Consider the following 20849-nt stretch of genomic DNA (forward strand, 5'->3'; position numbering starts at 1 on the left):
TCTTCTGCGCCCTGCCTTCCACATCCCCGGGTTCGGACAAGCATTCCGCTGCACATCAGCGGATGGGGCTTTCTTGAGCCCTGTTTTTTGGAGCCGCCCGCCAATTTGCTCGCCCACCTATGCCGAACAATCACGAACTTCGTCGCGACGACCTCTCTCCTCATCCTGTTCTTCGCCGCTGGCTGGCTGGCGTGCTGTGCGCATCTCAGGCCGTTGGTGCAGCAGCGTGGGCAGAACAGGAAGCCGTGCACCAGGCACCAGGCGGGGCTGCGGCGCCCCTCAAAAAGCCGCAAGCGATACAGGTTGCTGCGCTGGACGCCCCGGTCGTCGTCGGCTACAACACGGCCTTCCTCTACGGAATGACGTCCACCACCGACATCAGGACACTGCTGGCCGGCTCTGGCGTTCCACCGGGCTTTCAACGCGTCGACTTCTATATCAACCAGATGCTTGTCGGCCGGCTGGATGTCGAGTTCTCGCTCAACCCCAAAAGCGACGAAATCGAACCGTGCATTACCGTGGCCATGCTGGAACAAGGCGGGGTTGATCTGGCCAAGCTCCCCAGCCCGCTGGAGCCAGGCGCCAGCTGTATGCGCCTGCAGGAAGTCATACCGGACGCAAGCGCTGCATACGATATGGCAAGCCTGCGCCTGAACGTGAGCGTGCCGCAGATCTACATGACATCGCTGCGCCGTGGCTATATCGACCCCTCTCTGTGGGAGACCGGCGCCGACGTTGCCTTTCTCAACTACAGCCTCAATGCACGCCGCAGCGAGTCGCAGCACGGCGACTCCCGGAGCGATCTCAGCGCCAGCGTCCGTTCAGGGGTCAACCTGGGTGAATGGCGCTTGCGCAACGATTCGTACCTGACTTCCGGAAGCCGCCGACCGACGGAATTCAGGAGCCAGAACACCTATCTGCAGCGCGGCTTCAACACCCTCAAAAGCCAAATGGTCGTGGGAGAGACATACACCTATTCGCCGTTGTTCGACAGCGTGCGCTTTCTCGGCATGCAACTGGCCTCCGATGAGGCCATGCGACCTGACGAGGAGCGAGGCTACGCGCCGGTAATCCGCGGCACGGCGGAAAGCAACGCGACCGTGGAAATCCGCCAGAAAGGCTATCTGATCTACACGACGACCGTTGCCCCCGGCCCGTTTGCAATCACTGACTTGCAGCCCTCCGGCACCAACGGAGACCTGGAGATCGCCGTCATCGAGGCCAGCGGAGCCCGGCGCATATTTCGGCAGGCATTCGCCAGCCCTCCGCTGATGGTCCGCGAAGGCCGGATCAAGTACGACATTGCTGCCGGCCAGGTGCGCCTGGATCGCCGCCAGCAGGAGCGGCCTGGTTTTGTCAGCGGATCGATGATCTACGGCCTGACGGCCAACACCAGCCTGGCTGCCGGTCTGCAGGCCTCGCCCGGCTATTTGTCGTATTCGCTGGGTGCGGGCCTGAACACGCCGCTTGGCGCGGTCTCCCTGGATGCCATCCACTCGCGCAGCAACGCAGGCGGCTTGTCCGCAAGCGGAGACCGTATCAACCTTCGCTATGCAAGATTTGTCGAGACGACCGGCTCCCATGTCTCCTTCAATGTGCAGCATGGCTTGCGCGAAGGGTTTCGCACACTCTCCGATCACGTGGAGCGAAACGGCGCGCTGGCCGGCTCGCGGCCCGGCCAGCACTGGAGCCTGGGGCAAGGCAGCCGCCAACGCCTGGACGGCTACCTCTCTCAACCTGTCGGCCGCGGCTATGTCTATCTGAACGGGTCCTATGGCAAGAACTGGAATGGAACCGCTTCGCGCAGCGTGTCGCTGGCGTACAGCAATACGATCGGCAAGCTGAACTACAACATCTCGTTCACGCAATCACGAAACCTGAACTCGTCATGGGCCAACGCTCACGCCCCTCGTCATGACAACACCTTGATGCTCACGCTCAGCATGCCCCTGGGCGGCCCGGGCAACTCCACGCACGCCTTCTCAACACTGAGTCGACAACGTGCCGGTACAAGTGCGCAGGCCGGCGTCTCCGGCACGCTGCCCTTCGAACGCAATGTCAGCTACACCGTGGCCGGCAACAGAGATGCGGACGGCCAGCGCGACGCCTCGATCGGCGTGGGCACCGCAACCTCATTCGGCCGCCTCAATGCCAGCTACACCCATGGCGACCGCTACCGTGCGAGCAATTTCTCGGCATCGGGGTCCGTCGTGGCCCACGCGGGTGGCGTCAACCTCGGCCAGGGCTTGGGCGAAACCTTCATGCTCGCCAAGATCGAGCCGCCGGTGCCGGGCGTGGCAATCTCGAGCTTCTCCGGCGTCGAGACAGGACGCAATGGCTATGCAGTCATCCCCAGCGCTACCCCTTTCCGCGGCAACTGGGTGACGCTCAGGACACAGGGACTCTCCAAGGACGTCGATATCACCAACGGCACGCAGATGGTGGTGCCCACACGGGGCGCAGCCGGGCTGGCCAGGTTCACGGCAGTGACCGGGCGCCGCGTGCAGTTCGAATTGCGCGGGGCCGACGGCCAGCCCCTGCCCTTTGGCGCGACTGTCGATGAACTGGACGGGACAAGGCTGGGGATTACCGACCCGCGCGGCCGTGCCCTGACCCTGCTGCCCACAGACCGCGAACACGGCGAGCTGGACGTACGCTGGGACAAGGCCACATGCCGCGTTGCCTATACGCTGCCGCCAAAGGTCGAAGGCGAGAACTACCAGCGCCACGCGCTTACCTGCTCGACACCCATCCCGCCCTCTCCCGAGCGCAAGGACCCCCGCTCCATTGCAGCAAGCGATGTACGGGCCAGGGGCCCCAAGGCTGACGCCTCATAACAGACGTCCAACAGGCCCAAAGGGCGGGAAGTGGTTCCCGCCCTTTTTTGTCCCGGCCAGGTAGCCAGATAGAGCGCTGAGCCCTCAAGGCATAGACGGCTGGAGCTGGCGGCAGCCAGAACGCTACCTTCGCCAGCAAGTTCCATATGCCGACACACGGAATGGATTGAGCCGGCCGCTCTGCAACGCTCAAACACCGTCGCGCCTTCATCGATACTTGCCTGACTTTTCGCGGCTCTCGACTCCTCGCCTTGCAATCTGGCTGGCGATGCCCCGTGATCTGATGGTCTGAGACAGGTACGGCGGCGCCAGCAGTCATGGCTGCGTATTCCGGTCGAACTGACCGCCTGTACCGGTTGTGGCTGACCAGGCTGCTGGTCGTTACCGACTGAGTTCGGCCAGAAGCAGCCGTTCGCGAAGACTGCTTGGCCGACTGCTTCAAGCTGATTGCTGCCGCACGCAGCAGAAATCCGAATGACTGCTGATGCTCAGAGCAGTCATTGCGTTGGGGGCTTCGTCACAAGTCTAATCATGGCTTAAAAACTGTCAGGTTGAGGATGGACGAACCAAGTCTGCCGACACAACCCATCGCAGAGTTATCTACAGATGGGCTGTTAGTCTCTCCTCAAGATAGCCAAGTTACTTGGAGGAGTCCGTGTTACCTAGCTTGGAACATTGAGTGCAGGCAACATCAATGGGTTGACCCCACTGCGTGCTAGCTCTTTTTCTTCCATTTCAGCATCAAGGGCAAGGCTAGCCAAATCGTCGGCTATGAGTTCAAGCTGGTGATCCAGCTGCTGGTAGAACGCTTTCAGGTAGGTGTGGCAGCCATTGCAGCTCTCTGCTTTGATTGGCGCTTTTTCGCTTTCCAAGCACCAGTAGTCCAAAGCACCCGTGCTGTCACAGTTGGTGCAGGTAGTGCGGACCACATGCCATTGGCATTCACACAAACTGCATTGCAGGTAGCGCAGACCAGCCTGAGCACCACCTTGTACTAGGCTGCCAGTAGGAACATGGCCGCACACGGGGCAGAGATGGTTGAGGTCACCCATTTCCGCCTGCCCAGACGCTGGCAACTGGCTGCTTAGCTGGCGCCAGTACATGGACAACGCACACCACAACAACTGTGCAATACCAGGCTCCGGCAATGATGCAACATCAGCCAGTTCTTCGCCACGCAACGCGGTGAGCAGGGCATCTGCCCACACTTCGCGCTGCTTGACGTCTGCAGACTGCAGACTTTGCAGTGCCTTTTGTACCGCGCTGGTATGCATGCGCGGCTGCTCGGTCAGTTGCACCAGAAACTGTTCCAGCAGTGCTTGCCAATGAACAGATCGCTTCCATTTGGCCGAGTTCAATGGCGCTTTCTTGCTCTGCTGCAAGGCAGCACCAAGATATTGGCTTTCCTCCTCTGGCAGAGGTAGAGCTTGCGCGGTGGTCTGTTGTGCGTTGACGAGGTCCGCTGCCCATAGCAGATAGTCCGCCATCGCATGATCCTGTGCAAGTGCTTGCAGACGGCTGGATCGCTGTGTGTAGGGAAGCTTGGCGGAGGGAAGTTGCAAGGCCGCGATCTCCCCCACTCCAGGTGAGCGTTCTGATTCAGGAACGATTTGAATACTCATCGTGTTCCTTTGATTTTTGCCTTGTTCTCAGCGTTTTTGTTGCTGATTTCTTGATGCCAACGGTCATGATGGGTACGTGCCCAAGCATGGCTTACGTAGCCCGTAACCATGCCACGGATGGAGCCTTTGACCCAGAAAGCCAGATAGATGTGGCCGATGATCAGTAAGATCAGTCCAACACCTGCAACCGCATGCAGCAGTAACGCAATGCGCAGCACAGGGATGGGGAACAGGTGAGCAAAGTAGGCACGCCAAATGGCCAGACCTGTGAGCAGCAGCACGCTGATCAGCGTCATGATTCCCCAAAACAGGAATTTTTGGCCTGCGTTGTACTTACCAATACGCAGTGGCTTGCTGTGATCGCCAGCAATGACGGACTTGACGTTGTCTGCCCAGATGCGGTCCTCCTTGACGAACAGGTTGTATTTCACAAACCGGACAAACAAATAGACCAGCGCCAGAAACACCACAATGCCAAAGAAGGGATGTAAGACCCGCGCCATCTGTGGGGTGCCGAAGACGCCATTGAGCCAGTTCAAGCTGGGAAACACCCAGGACAGCCCTGACATAGCGACAAGGAAGAAGCACACCACCATGGCCCAATGGCACAAACGGTCAGGTAAGGGGGTGCGCAAAATCATGCGGTCTTTTTTCATGCCTTCTCTCCCTTCGAGGTGGATGTGTGATCACCCTCCTCATCGTCATCGTCGACTTCGTTGGGGCCGGTGGTGATGTAGTGAGCGGCAGCTCCTGCCAAGGCAGTCACGAAGCCGAGTGCTGCTAGTGGCTTGAACCAGCCTTTCCAGCCCTGCACTACGCTGCTGATCTGGGGATCTTTGGGCAGCTTGTGGTAGAGCTCGGGCTGATCGGCGTGGTGCAGCACATACATCACATGGGTGCCGCCCACGCCTTGCGGGTTGTAGACGCCGGCGTTTTCAAAGCCCCGGGTCTTCATCTCTTCCACACGGCCTTCGGCCTTGAGCAGCATGTCGTCCTTGGTGCCAAAGCTGATAGCGCCGGTGGGGCAGGTCTTGACGCAGGCCGGCTCCTGACCCACGGCCACGCGGTCGGAACACAGCGTGCACTTGTAGGCCTTGTTGTCTTCCTTACTGATACGTGGCACATCGAAGGGGCAGCCGGCCACGCAGTAGCCACAGCCGATGCAATGCTCGGACTGAAAATCAACGATGCCGTTGGCGTACTGCACGATAGCGCCGGGTTGCGGGCAGGCCTTGAGGCAGCCTGGGTCTTCGCAGTGCATGCAGCCGTCCTTGCGGATCAGCCATTCCAGTTTGCCTTGTTCGTTGACATGCTCGTCAAAGCGCATCAGCGTCCAGCTCTGGGGCGAGAGGTCGCGTGGGTTGTCGTACACGCCGAAGTTCTCACCCACGTCGTCGCGCAGATCGTTCCATTCGCTGCAAGCGACCTGGCAGGCTTTGCAGCCAATGCAGATGCTTACATCGATCAGCTTGGCGACATCGTCTTTGTGGTCGCGTGCGCGGGCGGCGGGCGTGAGGTCGTTGGTGGCCGAGCGCCGCACAATATCTTGGGATTGCATAGTCATGGGTGCTCGCCTTATGCCTTTTCGATGTTGACCAAAAAGGCCTTGAACTCAGGGGTCTGGGCGTTGGCATCGCCAATGCCAGGGCTCAGCGTGTTGGCCAGATAGCCCTTACGCGTCGCCCCCTCATAGCCCCAGTGGCAAGGAATGCCGATCTGCTCGATTTCCTGTCCATTGACTTGCAGCGTCATCACGCGCTTGGTCACCACGGCCTTGCCCTTAATATGGCCGCGCTTGCTGGAAACACGGATCACATCGCCGGCTCGGATGCCTTTTTTCTCGGCCAGTTTTTCGGACAGCTCGATGAACTGCTCAGGCTGGACGATGGCGTTCAAGCGCGAATGCTTGGTCCAGTGGCGGAACATCTCGGTGATCGAGTAGGTGGTGGCCACATAAGGGAACTGCTCGCGCGAGCCCATGCGGGCGGCGTCGTCGGCAAACACGCGCGCCACCGGGCTCTTGCTGACTTTGGGATGCAGCGGGTTGGCCGCAATCGGGCTTTCGGTGGGCTCGTAATGCTCGGGGAAAGGGCCGTCGTTCATGCCCTTGAGCGAGAACAGGCGCCCCAAACCATCGGGTTGCATGATGAAGGGACTCACACCGCTGTTCGGTGCGGCCGTCAGCGGGTAGTCGGGCACATCCGAGCCGCCCCATTTCTTGCCGTCCCAATGCAGGATCTGGCGTTTGGGATCCCAGGGCTTGCCTGCCGGATCGGCCGAGGCGCGGTTGTACAGCACACGGCGGTTGGCCGGCCAGGCCCAGGCCCAGCCAGGGGTGTTGCCATGGCCAGTGTCGGTGTTGTCGCGGCGGGCCATCTGGTTGCCGGCTTCGGTCCATGAACCAGCAAAAATCCAGCAGTAGCTCGATGTCGTGCCGTCGTCTCGCAGCATGCCGAAGTCGGACAGCAGCGTACCCTTCTTGGCGATCAGCTTGCCCGTGTCGTCAAACAGGTCCGCCAGCGCATAGCCATTGGTCTCCTTGGCCACTTCCTCGGGGTGCGGATCGTAGGGGTTGTGGTAGTCCCAGCGCATGTTCATCAGCGGCGCGGGGTTGGCGCCACCTTCCTTGGCGTACAGCTCGCGCAGCTTCATGAAGATGCCGCCCAGGATGCGGCCGTCGTGGCGCGCCTCCGCCGGTGGTTCTTGGGCCGCCCAATGCCATTGCAGCCAACGGCCGGAGTTGACGATGGTGCCGTTTTCCTCGGCAAAGCAAGACGATGGCAGGCGGAACACCGTGGTCTGGATCTGGGCAGGATCGACGTCGTTGAACTCGCCGTGGTTCTTCCAGAAGGTGGAGGTCTCGGTCTGCAGCGGATCGATGACGACTAGGAACTTGAGCTTGGACAGCGCGTCGCGGATCTTTCCCGAGTCCGGCATGGCCGCCACGGGGTTGAAGCCCTGGGCGATATAGCCGTTGACCTTGCCGCGGTACATCAGGTCAAAGTAGGCCAGCATGTCGTAGCTGCGGTCCCATTTAGGCAGCCAGTCGTAGCCCCAGCTGTTGTCCTTGGTGGCGTGCTCACCGTACAGGTCCTTCATCAGGCTGACGAAGAACTTGGGCGTGTTTTTCCAGAAGTTCACCTGGCCGGGCAGATCGGCCTGCGGCGTGGACTCCTTCAGGTAGTCGTCCATGCTCTGCTGCGCGTCGGTTGGCAGATTCAGGTAACCCGGCAGGCGCGTGGAGAGCAGGCCCAGGTCGGTATAGCCCTGGATGTTGGAGTGGCCGCGCAGCGCATTCACTCCGCCGCCGGCCATGCCGATATTGCCCAGCAGCAGCTGGATCATGGCCGAGCCGCGAATGATCTGCGCCCCTGCCGTGTGGTGGGTCCAACCCAGGGCGTATAGGAAGGTCGCGGTGCGATCGGGTACGCAGGTGCTGGCCAGTTGCTCGCACACGTGCAAAAAGTCTTCGACCTTGGTGCCGGTGATGGTGTTGACCATCTCGGGCGTGTAGCGCTCCACATGCTTTTTCAAAAGCTGAAGCACGCAGCGCGGGTGTTGCAGCGTCAGGTCTTGTAGCGCATGGCCTTGGGCATCGCGCTCGTAGTTCCAGCTGGTTTTGTCATAGCTCTTTTTGCCTTCGTCGTAGCCGCTGAAAAGGCCTTCGTCAAAGCTGTAGTCCTCGCGCACGATCAGGCTGGCGTTGGTATAGGCCTTGACGTATTCGTGCTGGATCTTGTCGTTTTGCAGCAGGTAGTTGACGACGCCCATCAAAAAGGCGGCGTCCGAGCCTGCACGGATCGGCGCGTAAAAGTCCGCCACCGAGGCGGTGCGGTTAAAGCGCGGATCGACCACCATCAGGTGGGCTTTGTTGTGGATCTTGGCCTCGATGGCCCACTTGAAGCCCACGGGGTGGGCCTCAGCGGGGTTGCCGCCCATGACCAGAATCACGTTGGCGTTCTTGATGTCCACCCAGTGGTTGGTCATTGCACCGCGCCCAAACGAAGGCGCCAGGGCCGACACCGTGGGGCCGTGGCACAAGCGGGCCTGACAGTCAAAGCCCACCATGCCCAGCGCGCGCGCAAAGCGGAAGTCCAGCACGCCGGTTTCGTTGGATGCGGCCGAAGACGCCAGCATGCCGGAGGACAGCCAGCGGTTCACGGTCTGGCCCTTGTCGTTCTTCTCAATGAAGTTGGCGTCGCGGTCGTCCTTGAGCAGGCGAGCGATGCGCTCGTTGGCCTCATCCCAGCTGATGCGCTTCCACTCGTTGGTACCGGCTTCACGCACCTCTGGGTACTTGAGGCGCTGGTCGGAATGGATATAGTCCAGTGCGCCTGCACCCTTGGGACACAGAGAGCCGCGGCTCACCGGGTGGTCCGGGTCGCGGCGCTGTTGCATAAATCAGCCCCAGGCCAGACTTCCCCAACCCCAGGCGTGGCTACGCCACAGCCGCCGTCTGCGGACAGCCCAACTCTGTGAACCGATTGAGGATGGCAGCCCGAATGTGCAGTTCGTTGACCTGTCGCTCGAACGTGCGTGACATCACGCGTTCCCCCAGCCGTTTGATGCAATGCATCTTGGTTTCCACCAGGCTGCGCCGGTGGTAGCCACTCCAGCGTTTCCAGAGACCTCGCCCCAATCTTCTGCATGCGGCAATCGCCGCATTGCGGTGCGCAAAGGCATCGCCTTTGCGCACCCTGGCATTCTTTCTCGGGGGGATGATGGGTGTGGCATTGCGCTGCATGACGGCTGCGTGGACGGGCTGCGTGTCATAAGCCCCATCACCCGTCACAGTCAGCAGCGGTTCTTGGGCGGGAACCTGTGCGAGCAACTGAGGCAATACGGCAGCATCAGTGACATGGTTGGTGGTGACGCAGATGGCCCGCACCTGCAAGGTCTGAGCATCAATACCAATATGCAGCTTGCGCCATTGGCGTCGACGCTCTGGCCCGTGCTTTTTGCACTTCCACTCGCCTTCGCCCAGGAACTTGATGCCCGTGGAGTCAACCAGCAGATGCAAGCCCGCTGAACTGGGCCGGTATGCGACCTGCACATCCAGACTGCGCTGACGGCGACACAGCGTGCTGAAGTCGGGGACTGGCCACGGCAGACCAGACAAGGCCAGCACAGACTGAACAAAACCAGTGGTCTGGCGCAAGGCCAGTCCAAACAGGTTCTTGATGGTCAGGCAAAACTGGATGGCGGCATCGGAGAAATGCGGGCTGCGCCCGCGTTTGCCGCTGGCAGCGGCAAACCAGGACATGCCCTTGTCCAGCCAGATGCTCAGCGAGCCCCGCGCTTTGAGCGCTGCGTTGTATTGCTTCCAGTTGGTGGTGCGGTAGCGGGGCTTGGACTGCGGAGTCTGACTCATCGCCCGAGGCTACCCCACCCCAAACGACGATTTATGCAACAGCGCCGGCAGGATGCAGTCTTTCAAGACTCAAATGCCAATGACCACTGTTGTCAATATCGGACTTGAACTTTGGCTTAATTTCTTTTGCACGATAGATCCAAATTAATGCCCCCATCCACCAGCCGCAGCCCAATCTTGGAAAGTGTGTACAGGGTCGCACACTGCATGAAGTCCTGTGCACCCACGATTACCAATTTGTACACCGTGCAAGCGCACGCCATCTTCACGGGCACATTTGACGGCTGCCACTAAGCTAGGAGGTGCAGGCCATTCACCGTCACTGACAAATACAACATCAGCTTTTTTCCAGCTTTTCTCTTTGAGTCTCGCAAGCACTTGGGTCATTACACCCACCTCGTCATTACCGCCACCGAAAGAGAAGCCGAGAAATTTCAACAGCCTACCCACGCCTTCGGGTGACAGATCAAGCTCATGCTCAAGCACTTGGCCTGGGCCGCTATACGCGTATAGATAACACTTACGTTTTTCTTCGTGTGCCGTACGAAGTGCTTCAAGTACGATCGCTTTTGCCACTTGTTCTGGCAATCCATGCATCGAACCCGACGTGTCGACTATGGCTAATATGGGCCCCCGCTCTGGGCGAGGTCGCCTCCCATCTATTTCTTGCTGTTCCTCACGCTCTTGCAGAACTCGCTCAATCTCTGTGCCCTGAACTCGATAGGTTAGCAATGCACGTTCAGCACGGCGTGCATGCCATAGCATTCGCAGTTGTGGGTGGCCTAGCATTAGGGCTTCGACAGGTAGCATTCGCGTAATTTCGCCACTTCGTTCGAGTCCACGTATCTCTGCTGGAATTAAAGGAGTCTGCGCCTCACGGCGCTCCTCTTCTAGACGCCGCACCGGGATAAGTACTTTCTCTGCGACAGACACTCCGCCGTGCGGATCTTCTAAGCGTCCTAGAGTACGAACAATTTCACGTAATTGCGGTAGTTTTTCAATGAGTTCTCGAAGTCGCAATAGATCCATCCACCCAGTGTGACGGAGTACTCCACAAGACAAATCCCAGCCCCGCCCCATCATTTCACCCAAATCGCCAAATACATCAGCTATTTCGGTCCAAGCGCGAGTCCTCTCACTCCATGTGCTCAGCATGCTTCCGTCGGGATTTGGTTGCCGTTGCATAGCCTCTTGCATAGCCTGTGCACACAAGCGTCTTAAGGTTTCGTCGTCAAGTTCTATATGCAGCGAAGGGCGCTTCTTCTTGCGTTCTTTCTCGCTTTTTACTCTGAGGCAACGTTCAAGCTCTTCGAGTTCCCGCAAGCGCGTCGTGACTTCAGAACCAAAGGCGTCTGCTTGGCGCAAAAATGCAGAAATAATTTCTTTCATCAGGATTTCGACTAGTTCGGTCTGGTCCTTGCAAAAGCGAAGCAAACCTAACTCTGCGAGTGCTAGGCGTACCGGGGCAGCTATTCCAGCCTGGGGCCAAGTGTCTTCAGGTGGCAGAGCTCCTAGCAGCAAAGTATCGTGCCAAAGACGAGCACCTCTAACTCTCTCCGTCAGCGTTCCAATAGGCAAGGTGATGATTTCATCAAGCAAATACTCTGGGCAGTCATCAAGGAAAGCATAACTGCGCTCTAACGACGATGCATCAAAATCTATGCTCATAGAGCCGTTACTTCTTCATCGCTTGGGTTACTCTCATCCTCTTCAACGTCCTCCTCATCAGCCCCAAAGTTAACAAGCTCGACCTCGATCGGAAGAAGTGCAAAGCCCTCTTGAAGCCTTACGACTCTAGAGAGCAGTGTGTGCACGTCATTTTGTGTTTGTTTTAGCTTTTCGGCTGCAGGTCTTGCAAAATCTGCACTTACCCAAAGGTGAGAATTTATCTCAGCCTCCATTCCAAGAATATGCTGATCAAGCCGTTCTTGGTAATGAGTGACCTGTTTTTCGAGATAATTAATCTGAAGAATGCAGTCATCGATATAAGACTGCTTTTGGCGAGTTGGCTCCAAAACTTCAACCAGCTTGGCATCTTTCATAATCCAATTGCTACGGTCAGCCAAGTAAGCTCCACGCTTAGACCAACTTTCTATGTACTGGTAGTAGTTGTTCTCAATAACTTGCAATTGGTCTAGTTCTGAGACAGTGAAGCCACGACCTTGGTTAGTTCGATCCTGGATATGATTACGACCTCTTGATATCACATTCGCTGGTGCAAGATAGAGTAATTCTTCCCCGCGTTTTTCGTGTGCTAATCCACTAGTCTTATGGGTGCGTTTTCCATCTGAACTCTTATATAAGGGGCGGCCTTTCGCGTCACGCATTTGTGATCTGCTGCTTTGATCTGCCTTGAGCCTGCTCTCCCATGACACAATAATTCTTGTGAGCTTAGAAGGATCCATCGCAGCGCTCGCACCCACTCTCGCCGCATACCAGTGGTAAACTTTTTCACGGTCTTCAGGCTTATTCCACATGCAGTGTTGCAGCAGCCAGCAGTCCCAAACCGAAACGCTTGATCGTCCGTTTGTCAGAGCAGAGACCTGAAGCAACTTCACGATCTTTCGCCAGCGTCTATCCGAAACCTGTATTGATTCAGCGCTACACCATTCACGCAGTGCACATAGCAACGCTACAACATCAGCAGGAACTTCTATTTCCGCCGCTGCTACTTGAATTGCTGCCACGTCGACATCGGTGAGCTTGAGTTCTTCAGGTACGTCCGGAGTGCTATGGCCTCGCAAACCTAGTAAGCTGGAAAATGCATCCTTGGAAACAGGGCCGACGTGAAGACGCAGTAGAAATCGGTCAAATAGGGCATTTAGTTCTTCGCTCTCGGGCAACTCATTGCTCGCACCAATTACTGCTATGAGTGGCGTTTTCTCACGACGTGTGCCGTTATCGAACTCACGCTCGTTAAGGAGAGTTAGTAGTGAGTTAAGAATGGCACTGTTAGCCTTGAAGATTTCGTCGAGGAATGCGATTGAAGCAGTTGGCATATACGATGCTGTCAGACGTTCGTAGCGATCTTCCTCCAAACCCTTAATTGACAGCGGTCCGAACAACTCTTCGGGAACGGTAAACCGAGTCAGCAAGCGTTCAAAGTAGCTCGACGTAGCGAATGCCGTATGTAGTCTTCGAGCAATGAGGCTCTTCGCTGTTCCTGGGGGACCAACCAATAACAGGTGCTCTCCAGAGAGCGCTGCAAGTAATGAAAGCCTTATAGGCAAATCACGCTCGACCAGCTCTGTAAGCAAGGTGTCGCGCAACTTACGAAGTCGCTCGGTAACGTTCGAATTATTCATCTGATTTTCTCCTCTTGCTTTTCATTTTTATCTACATCACTGAAAGATGCTATCTCATCACTTTGATGGCTACATCCATGGTCACATGAATCAAAGAAAGACTGCTTTAAAACCAACAGTAGAGGGACGAAGTTTTTTGCTGATAGTCAGAAATCAAAGAAGTAGACCTCCCACGCGACCAAGTAAGAGACTTTGCTGTTAGCGCTCGCATTCAAACGAGCGGAACAAGTATTACTCTTCCTCGAGAGCGCGCTCTGTAGCCTCCACAAGGCCTTTCAGAAAACGAATAGCTTTTTCCAAATCATCACGTTTGACCAAATGTGGGGCAGGTGCACCAGCCGTTGCAGGTTTCGACCGATGAACTGCATCGCCGCGACGACTAATAAGCTCATCGAGAGTCTTCTTTGCTGTAACAATGTCGTAGTGCAGCCATTTCCACCCTGCCGTCACATCAACTTGTAAGTAGTCGACGAACAGCTTCTTCGTCTTTTCGGATGTTGGGTTATGGAAGCGCTTCAGCTCCTCGGTGAGTTTGTTATTCACAAAAGTCCCTATTGGACTCCCATTCACGGCCTTTAATCTAGCCCCAACTGCCTCCGTGGCTCGATCTTCTACATAAGTCTCCCATGCTGTGAGTGCCATGACAAGACCTGCACGCTTGAGCACCTCTGTTGATTCAGAGTGTTGCTTGTGAAGAGCGTCAAAATGCGCAAGAAGCATGCTCGCGTCTTCTATGGAGCTGAGGAAGGTTTTTGAAGCGCGGGACATGTGTAACTAGTGCTTTCTGACAACTGATGAAGGTTGCATCTAGTCTAAATTCAGTCGAACCGCGAACAGTGAACAGTTACGGATCTACAACAAGTAATGCAGTTTCCACTGCTACTCACCGTATAAAACGGGTACAAGCCAATGTAAGAAGATGGCAGGTGCTCTATTTCGCTCTCTCCACTGAAGGCAGTCACCAGTTTTCGATTGCCCTACATAGAAATGAGGTCACGTATGGCTGCTACGACGCAATAAGAAGTCATTCGCAATGAGCTAAACGGTAGGCCGCCATCGCTTGTGGATTCAACCGATGGATGCAACACATTCGTTAAACATCTCAGCCGGGGTTCTGTACCCCAAGGTCTTCCTGGGTCGCTCGTTTAATTTTCTTGCAATCGCATCCAATTCACCTTGCGAGCAATCCCCGTGACCGCACACCAAGCCATCAGACACACCCAAAATCGCTCAGCCTCTGACGAGAGCCGTGGACTCGCAAATCACTCTGGCCATGTCCTCTTCTCGGATGGGCTTGCAGAGCACCTCATCGGCGCCGGCAGCCATATAGCGCTGCCGTTCCGCGTCTTCGATGCTGGCGGTCAGTGCCACGATACGGCAGCGAGGTCGAGCCTCGCTGGTTTCACGTGCGCGTACTCGAGAGATCAACTCGGCACCATTCATATGGGGCATCTGGCCGTCCGTGACAATCAAGTCGAAATCCATCTCGCTGCACAGCTCCCAGGCCTGAACGCCGTCCTCGGCAACCTCGGGCACCACACCTTGATCGGACATCATGCCTTTGACGATCTCGCGATTCAGCGCATGGTCCTCTACAAGCAGCGCGCGCAGCAGCGACGCGCCATGGGCTGGCGCCCTGGCTGCCGGCCGGGGCATGGTGCGCGGCTTCGGCGGCGGCAAAGTCTGCGCCTCGACAATGGGCAGCGTAAGTTTCACCGTGAAGCGGGAGCCTCGTCCGTGTTCACTGCTGACCGATACGGTACCGCCCATATGGTTTACCAAACGGCGGGTGATATGCAGCCCGAGACCGCTGCCAAAGGCCTGCCCCTGCTGAGCCGATGCCACCTGTTCATAGGGCTCGAAGAGCCGAGCCTGATCCGCTGGCTCGATACCAATTCCGCTATCTTCGACCTCCAGGCAAAGGTTCAGCATTCCGCCCTCTGCGCTGCCAGTCGCCGTCAGGGCAATGCTCCCGCGAGCGGTGAACTTGACGGCGTTGCTGAGAAGATTGAACAGCACTTGCTTGAGGTGCAGCGGGTCGACCATCACCCATGCATCGACCTCAGGGGCGACCGACATCTCCAGGGTGAGCTGCTTGCGATAGGCCATGCCCCGGACCAGGACCGCCATGTCCTCGATCAAGGGCCTGAGCGCCACGGGCTTGGGGCTAGAGTGGATCAGGCCCGACTCGATCCGGTTGAGGTCCAGCACATTGTTGAGCAGCAGCAGCATGGTCTGCGCCGCATCCTGAGCTGCTGGCAGGCTGGCATCCTCGGCGGCCGCTCCCTGGCTTCGCTGCCGGGCCATGTCCAGCAGGCCGATGATCGCCGCAAGAGGCGTGCGAATCTCATGGGTCATGGTGGCGAGGAACTGGGTCTTGGCCTGATTGGCGGCTTCGGCACGCTGCTCCGCGCGCCTTGTCCGGCGGACCTGACGGGTCAGGTATATCCCCCAGATCAGCGAGATCGCGGCGGCCATGCCCAGTGCGGCCGCCACCCGCAAAAGCGCCTGTCGATGCTCGTTCCAGAACCCCCAGCCATCGGCCGGATGTCCGGGCTCCCAGTTGCGCACCAGCTCAGCCACGTCCTCAGGCGTGATTGAAAGCCGGGCTTTCTCCAGGATCGCAATCAGCTCGGGCTCCTGCGCCTGTACCGCCATGCTGACGCGGCGCGTGTAGTCGTCCAGAATGCCTATCGGCGCCAGCCGGTTGCCAAGATACCTGGCGTTGATGAAGCGCATCGCGTAGTCGCTGCCGACAACGGCATCGCTGCGCCCTTCCACAACGCTCTGCATGGCCTGCGTCATGTCCGGGAACGCGCGGATCTTCACGCCCGGATGGTCGCGTCGGATGACACTATCGAGAAAGTAGCCCTCGACGACGGCCACCCTCTTTCCATTCAGGTCTGCCAGATGGTGAATGCTCTGCCCGTCGTCCGTGATTCCCTGGGCTGCTCCTGCCGGGGCCATGACGATGACCGAGGTCCTCAGATAGGGGCTGAGCATTTCAAGCCCCTGCGGCGCCTCATCCGAGGGTGCGAAAACCGGGGTCAGCAGCGCCTGCCGCTGGCCCAGGATGGCATTGAGCTGCGAGTAGTTGCGAGCGCGAATGTAGTCAAACTTGAGCCCGGTGCGGCGACTGATGAGCTCCAGATAGTCGGGGCCTATGCCCTGGGCCTTCCCGTCGCTGGAGAACTGCCCCAGCGCCCCCAGCGAGCCATTCAAGACCACCGGAATACTCGGATGCGCGGCCAGCCAGCGATTCTCGGATGCAGTCAATGGAATACGGTCGTCGCCCAGGCGCAGTGGTCGTCCGCCGCTCCAGGAGTACAGGATGTCGTCGCCATATTCCGCCGCAACCTTCGGAATGGCCCGGTCGAGATAGTCGAGCAGCGTGTCGTCGCCCCTGCGGACCAGGAAGCCAAATCCACCGCTGTCCACGGGAACAAAGCCCTGGATCTTGAGATTCACCAGATAGTTGACGCTGATGAGGTAGTGGGCTGACGATGCATCGGCCAGGACGGCATCGACCTCGCCCAGACTCAGTGCCTCCAGCGCACGTTTGGGCGACACAAAGTTCAAGAGACGGCTGTTGGGATACACCTCGGCCGTCTGTGCAGCCGGCAGATATCCCGGGTTAACCGCCATTCTGGTTCCCTGGGTCTTCGCGTCGAAAGGGGCATCGATCCTGGAGACCAGCACAGGCTGGTCCGCAAGATAGGGGTGGGTGAGTTGCAAGCCTGCCAGCCTGGCTTCGCTGGGCGTGCCGCCGCCAAGTATGTCGATCTCGCCGCGCTGCAGAGCCTGCAAGGCTGCCTCGCGACTGCTGAACGGCTGCACGCGCACGGGAGACGCAAACAGCAGGCCCACATAGTCGGCCGTGATGCCGCGAAACCGGCCCGCATCAAAAATACCCAGGGGAGGATAGTCCGGCAGCGAAACACCCAGCGTGAGCTGGCCACGCTGGTCCAGCGTTTTGCGCTGCTCATCGCTCAGCCAACTGCGGGAGGCCGAAGTAATACGCGGTTCAAAATTGAAGACGCTCAACTCTGCCCGGCCTGGGGCCATGACTGCCAGCGACAGGATCAGGAGAACCAGGGAACACCGAATAAAGCGCATCGTCTTGGTATGTTTGTTTATCTCGCCATTCAACTGACTGATTACCTTGGCATTGCATGCGCGCCAGCCGAAAGCGGTCTTCGGCTCGACGAAATAAGGACTGACGGGGTTTCATGGTCAGCCCCCTGCTCTGCAGCCCTCACTGCGCCTGATCTTATCAAGCAGGCCGCCGATAAACGCCGGGACGGAATTTTCCGAATATTGCTCGGTTGGATGGATTCAAGCATCACTCCCAGCTCGATTTCTGCCTGGAAATTTCCTGAGGACTATAAAGCTGGTCAAGAAAATCGGGGCATGGAGATGACTTGAATTCATTGCTGCGCCTGATGGCCTAACTAATAAGCCTACTAAGCCGGCACTGCCCGTCATTCAACTACCAAGTGCCAAGTATTCAGTACCAAGTACTAAGTGCAATTACGCGTCCGGGCAACTGCGCCGACCTGAAAAGCAAGACTCTGCGTCACGGAGCAGGAATTCGGCAGCAGCGTCTTCCCTGCCCTGCTGCCACGCATGCAGCAAGCATGTGCTGCTTGCCGCATTACCGCCAATCACTACGGGACTATGGGCTGGGGTTGTTCCCCCGCGCGGCCAGCGACCAGGAGAGGCCGAAATCGCTCCTCTCATTGATTGGGCTGAGGTATGGGACTGAGATATTGGAGTGCGAGGGCAATCTGCAGCCCGATTCTCCCCTGCCCTGTTTTCAGAGAGCGATGTTTTAAGAATTTTCCTAGACCTGTGAAAGAGCCCGACTTCTATCATTCCTTGCATGATTTTGACCAACCCTCCCACCGAGAGGTTGAACACCACCGCGCTCGGCTTGCCTATGCTGCTGCTTCATCTGTTGGCTGTAGCGCTGCTGGCCTGCATCCTGTTTGGCACCGCGCTTTATCTGTATTGGGCATTCAGCGGGGAGGTTTCCAACTACCGACGACGCATGAATGCAGCCGCCTACAGCGCGCAGCTTTATTTTGACCAGCGCGAAGCCTTGCTCAAGTCGATCGCTGGATCGTCCGTGCGCAATACCAACCGCATGTCGCCCGAGCGTACCCCGCAAACATTTGGCGAAACACGCCAGATCAGTGTCACGCCGCTGCTGACGGACAAGAACAGCTATGACTGGGCCCTGGTTCTGACTCCGCACGATAGAGCCGACGTCAAGCAGGCCAGTGCCCGCATCATCTATTTGTCGCTGGAGCATTCCACGGCAAAGCGCCTGGGCGCAGATACGGCGGCAAGGCCCTCTCCGGTGTCGCCCGGCACCACGGCGTGGCTTACGGAAGCCCTGGCCGAACGCGCGCCTGCAATCGAGGCCGGCAGCCGTGCGCCCATAGTCTGGCTGCGCCCGCCAACAGATGAAATGGACAGGATCTTTCTGTTCACCCCGCTGGACGCAGCGCATCCTGAACAAACCTGGATCGGGTTGGAGGTCGACGGTGTCGCCTCGGTCATCGCTTCCGAATGCGCGAGCGATGGCGGTAGCTACGCGCTCTATGACACCAACAGCCGCATAACCCTGCACGGCGGCCCGCTGCCCATGATGGGCGATACGGTTGCAACGCAGCTGACCCAGGACTCTTTCGGAGTCCAGGGCGGCACCTGGTTTCCCGAGAATCTCGTGCTGGTCAAATCGGTGGGTGAAGCGCAGTGGAAGCTCGTCTACTACGTCCCGATGCGGGATGTCCTGACCCGTAGTGCCCACTCCTTCTGGATGGCAGGAGGCGTCGCAGCCGTGCTGGCCGCCATCGTCTTGCTGGCCGTGCGCCACATCAAGAGAAAGCTGGTGGCGCCGGCTTTGCGCCAGTACGCGGCTCTTGTCGACAGCCTGGCCCTGAACAACAAGATCATTGAAGTTGCCCCTGTCGGCCTGAGCCTGGTGCGCCGCTCAGATGGCAGGCTGCTTGTATCCAACGACGCCGCCAGGCGCCTGCTTGAGGAGCACGACAGCTGGCGCGAGGATATCCGCCAGGCCACGACCCGGGCAGGCAGCCGCGAGTGCGAGCTTCGCGACGGGCGCAGCGTCATTCTGACCTTCGCCTCCATGCCTTATCAGTCCGAGGACGTGGTCATCTGCGGCATCAGCGACATCACCGTGCAAAAGGAGGTCGAGCGGTCGCTGCGAAGCGCGAAGCTGGCCGCCGACCAGGTGAACGAAGCGAAAACGATGTTCTTCGCCACGCTCAGCCATGAGATCCGTACACCGCTGTACGGCATCGTGGGCACGATGGAGCTGCTGGCGCTGACAGGCTTGAACGTGCAGCAGCAGCAATACCTGAACACGATCCAGCAGTCCTCTGCGACGCTGCTGCGCACCATCAACGACACCCTGGACCTGTCGCGCATAGAGGCCGGCCGGCAAGAGCTGTACATCGCCGAGGTCTCGCCTGCGGAGCTGCTGGAGCGCGTCGTCGCGAACTTTGCGGCACGCGCGCAGGGCAAGGGACTGCTGATCTACGGGCTTTGCGACGTTGGGGTTCCCTCCTCGGTTCGTGCCGACTCCGCCCGCATACTGCAGGTTCTGAACAATCTGGTCGGCAATGCGGTGAAGTTCACCGAAGCAGGCCGGGTTGCCGTGCGCGTGAGCGCCGAGAATCTTCAGCCTGGGCGCATTCGCCTCAAGTTTCAGGTTGCGGATACGGGCGTCGGCATTCGGGCCGAAGCCCAGGCTCAGCTCTTCGAACCCTACTTCCGTGCCGACGCCAGCGCCAAGGAAGACATTTCCGGATCGGGGCTGGGCCTAGCCATCTGCCGGCGCCTTTCAGACCTGATGGGTGGAAGCCTGTCTGTTGTCAGTGAAAAAGGCCTGGGCACCAGCATTACGTTTGCCGTCACGCTGGATGTTGCCGCGTCAGAACCTGCCCCGCCGGTGGTACTGCGCAAGCGCGCGGTGTATGTCGACGGCGCAGCTCCGGAAGTGGTGGCAAACCTGTGCGAGTGGCTGAACTCATGGGGCGCTGTCGCGCTGCCGTACCGGAGCGATCTGAAGCTTCCGGCCTCGAAAGACGCCGTCTTCGTCCAGGCCTGGCCGCCGGCCCCGCCTGATCTGCCGTGGAAACACAAGAGGGTACGCGTCGTGGCACCCGGGTCCGGCCAGGAGTCCTTGGCCTCGACAAGCTCCAAGCTGAGCATCACCTGCACCACGAATCCGGTCAGCATCGGGCGCGCCGTCCGGATGGCACAGGATGGTATCGAGCGCCCGCTGAGCGCGAAGGTTCACGCCAAGCGGATATCGCTGGGATTGCGTGTGATGGTGGTGGAAGACAACATCATCAGCCAGATCATCCTGCGAGAGCAGCTGGAGCATCTGGGCTGCAAGGTAGTCACTGTCGTCAATGGACATGAGGCGCTGCGCCGCTGGAGCGCTCAGGAGTACGACGTCGTCATTACCGACCTGAATATGCCGCTGATGGGCGGCAACGAGCTGGTCCGCGCCTTGAGAAAGCTGGACTACCAGGGCGCCATTCTGGGCCTGACGGCAAGCACCGCGCCCGATGTCGCGCGCCGGGGTGTCGAGGCCGGCATGAACCAGGTGCTCCTCAAACCCTTGCCACTTCTCACCCTGGCGCAAACCTTGCACACCCTCGTAGAGGATTTGACCTGA

General features: G+C 58.5%; 11 protein-coding genes and 2 pseudogenes. 3 read left to right on the forward strand and 10 right to left on the reverse strand.

All coding sequences use genetic code 11. The features are described from left to right. The first annotated feature begins 119 nt into the window (after positions 1–119). Positions 120–2837 (forward strand): fimbria/pilus outer membrane usher protein, encoded by a 2718-nt coding sequence (locus tag FSY45_RS25050; RefSeq protein WP_080944548.1) that lies wholly within the window; start codon positions 120–122, stop codon positions 2835–2837. A gap of 662 nt (positions 2838–3499) precedes the next feature. On the opposite strand, the gene fdhE is transcribed toward FSY45_RS25050, so the two are convergent. The 10 genes and pseudogenes from fdhE to FSY45_RS25095 form a co-directional block, all read right to left on the reverse strand. Next, a complete protein-coding gene (gene fdhE / locus FSY45_RS25055) occupies positions 3500–4459 on the reverse strand; it encodes a formate dehydrogenase accessory protein FdhE (RefSeq protein ID WP_046462334.1) in 960 nt (319 codons plus the stop codon). Beyond that, positions 4456–5115, reverse strand: a complete 660-nt coding sequence (locus FSY45_RS25060) for a formate dehydrogenase subunit gamma (protein WP_046462335.1) — start codon at positions 5113–5115, stop codon at positions 4456–4458. Before FSY45_RS25060 ends, fdhE begins: the two co-directional genes overlap by 4 nt. Then, complete coding sequence (gene fdxH, locus FSY45_RS25065) at positions 5112–6023, reverse strand: formate dehydrogenase subunit beta (RefSeq protein WP_046462336.1); 912 nt, start codon at positions 6021–6023, stop codon at positions 5112–5114. The genes FSY45_RS25060 and fdxH overlap by 4 nt, the downstream gene beginning before the upstream one ends. 11 nt (positions 6024–6034) lie before the next feature. Continuing rightward, positions 6035–8842, reverse strand: a pseudogene (gene fdnG, locus FSY45_RS25070) (formate dehydrogenase-N subunit alpha); the annotation flags it as partial. Between the two features lie 55 nt (positions 8843–8897). After that, positions 8898–9830: an IS5 family transposase gene (locus FSY45_RS25075; protein WP_046462337.1), complete on the reverse strand. Its 933-nt coding sequence runs from the start codon at positions 9828–9830 to the stop codon at positions 8898–8900. A 144-nt stretch (positions 9831–9974) separates the two neighbouring features. Then, positions 9975–11498: a VWA domain-containing protein gene (locus FSY45_RS25080; protein ID WP_080944550.1), complete on the reverse strand. Its 1524-nt coding sequence runs from the start codon at positions 11496–11498 to the stop codon at positions 9975–9977. Next, entirely contained in the window at positions 11495–13135 is a 1641-nt protein-coding gene (locus FSY45_RS25085) for an AAA family ATPase (protein ID WP_080944551.1), read from the reverse strand. Before FSY45_RS25085 ends, FSY45_RS25080 begins: the two co-directional genes overlap by 4 nt. Positions 13136–13366: 231 nt before the next feature. After that, positions 13367–13903, reverse strand: coding sequence for a HEPN domain-containing protein (locus FSY45_RS25090; RefSeq protein WP_046462338.1), 537 nt, complete (start codon positions 13901–13903; stop codon positions 13367–13369). A gap of 300 nt (positions 13904–14203) precedes the next feature. Further along, a pseudogene (locus FSY45_RS28550) lies at positions 14204–14317 on the reverse strand (IS30 family transposase); the annotation flags it as partial. Positions 14318–14365: 48 nt separating this feature from the next. Then, the gene (locus tag FSY45_RS25095; protein WP_223305751.1) at positions 14366–17179 is read right to left on the reverse strand and encodes a transporter substrate-binding domain-containing protein; all 2814 of its coding nucleotides are present in this window, start codon (positions 17177–17179) and stop codon (positions 14366–14368) included. An 81-nt stretch (positions 17180–17260) separates the two neighbouring features. On the opposite strand from FSY45_RS25095, the gene FSY45_RS25100 reads away from it, so the two are divergent. Both FSY45_RS25100 and FSY45_RS25105 read left to right on the forward strand, forming a co-directional pair. After that, a complete protein-coding gene (locus FSY45_RS25100) occupies positions 17261–17560 on the forward strand; it encodes a hypothetical protein (protein WP_131667145.1) in 300 nt (99 codons plus the stop codon). A 457-nt stretch (positions 17561–18017) separates the two neighbouring features. After that, on the forward strand, positions 18018–20849 hold the full coding sequence (locus FSY45_RS25105) for an ATP-binding protein (RefSeq protein ID WP_046462339.1): 2832 nt from the start codon (positions 18018–18020) through the stop codon (positions 20847–20849).

It is taken from the genome of Comamonas sp. Z1 (assembly GCF_008121555.1).
GTDB lineage: Bacteria > Pseudomonadota > Gammaproteobacteria > Burkholderiales > Burkholderiaceae_C > Comamonas > Comamonas thiooxydans.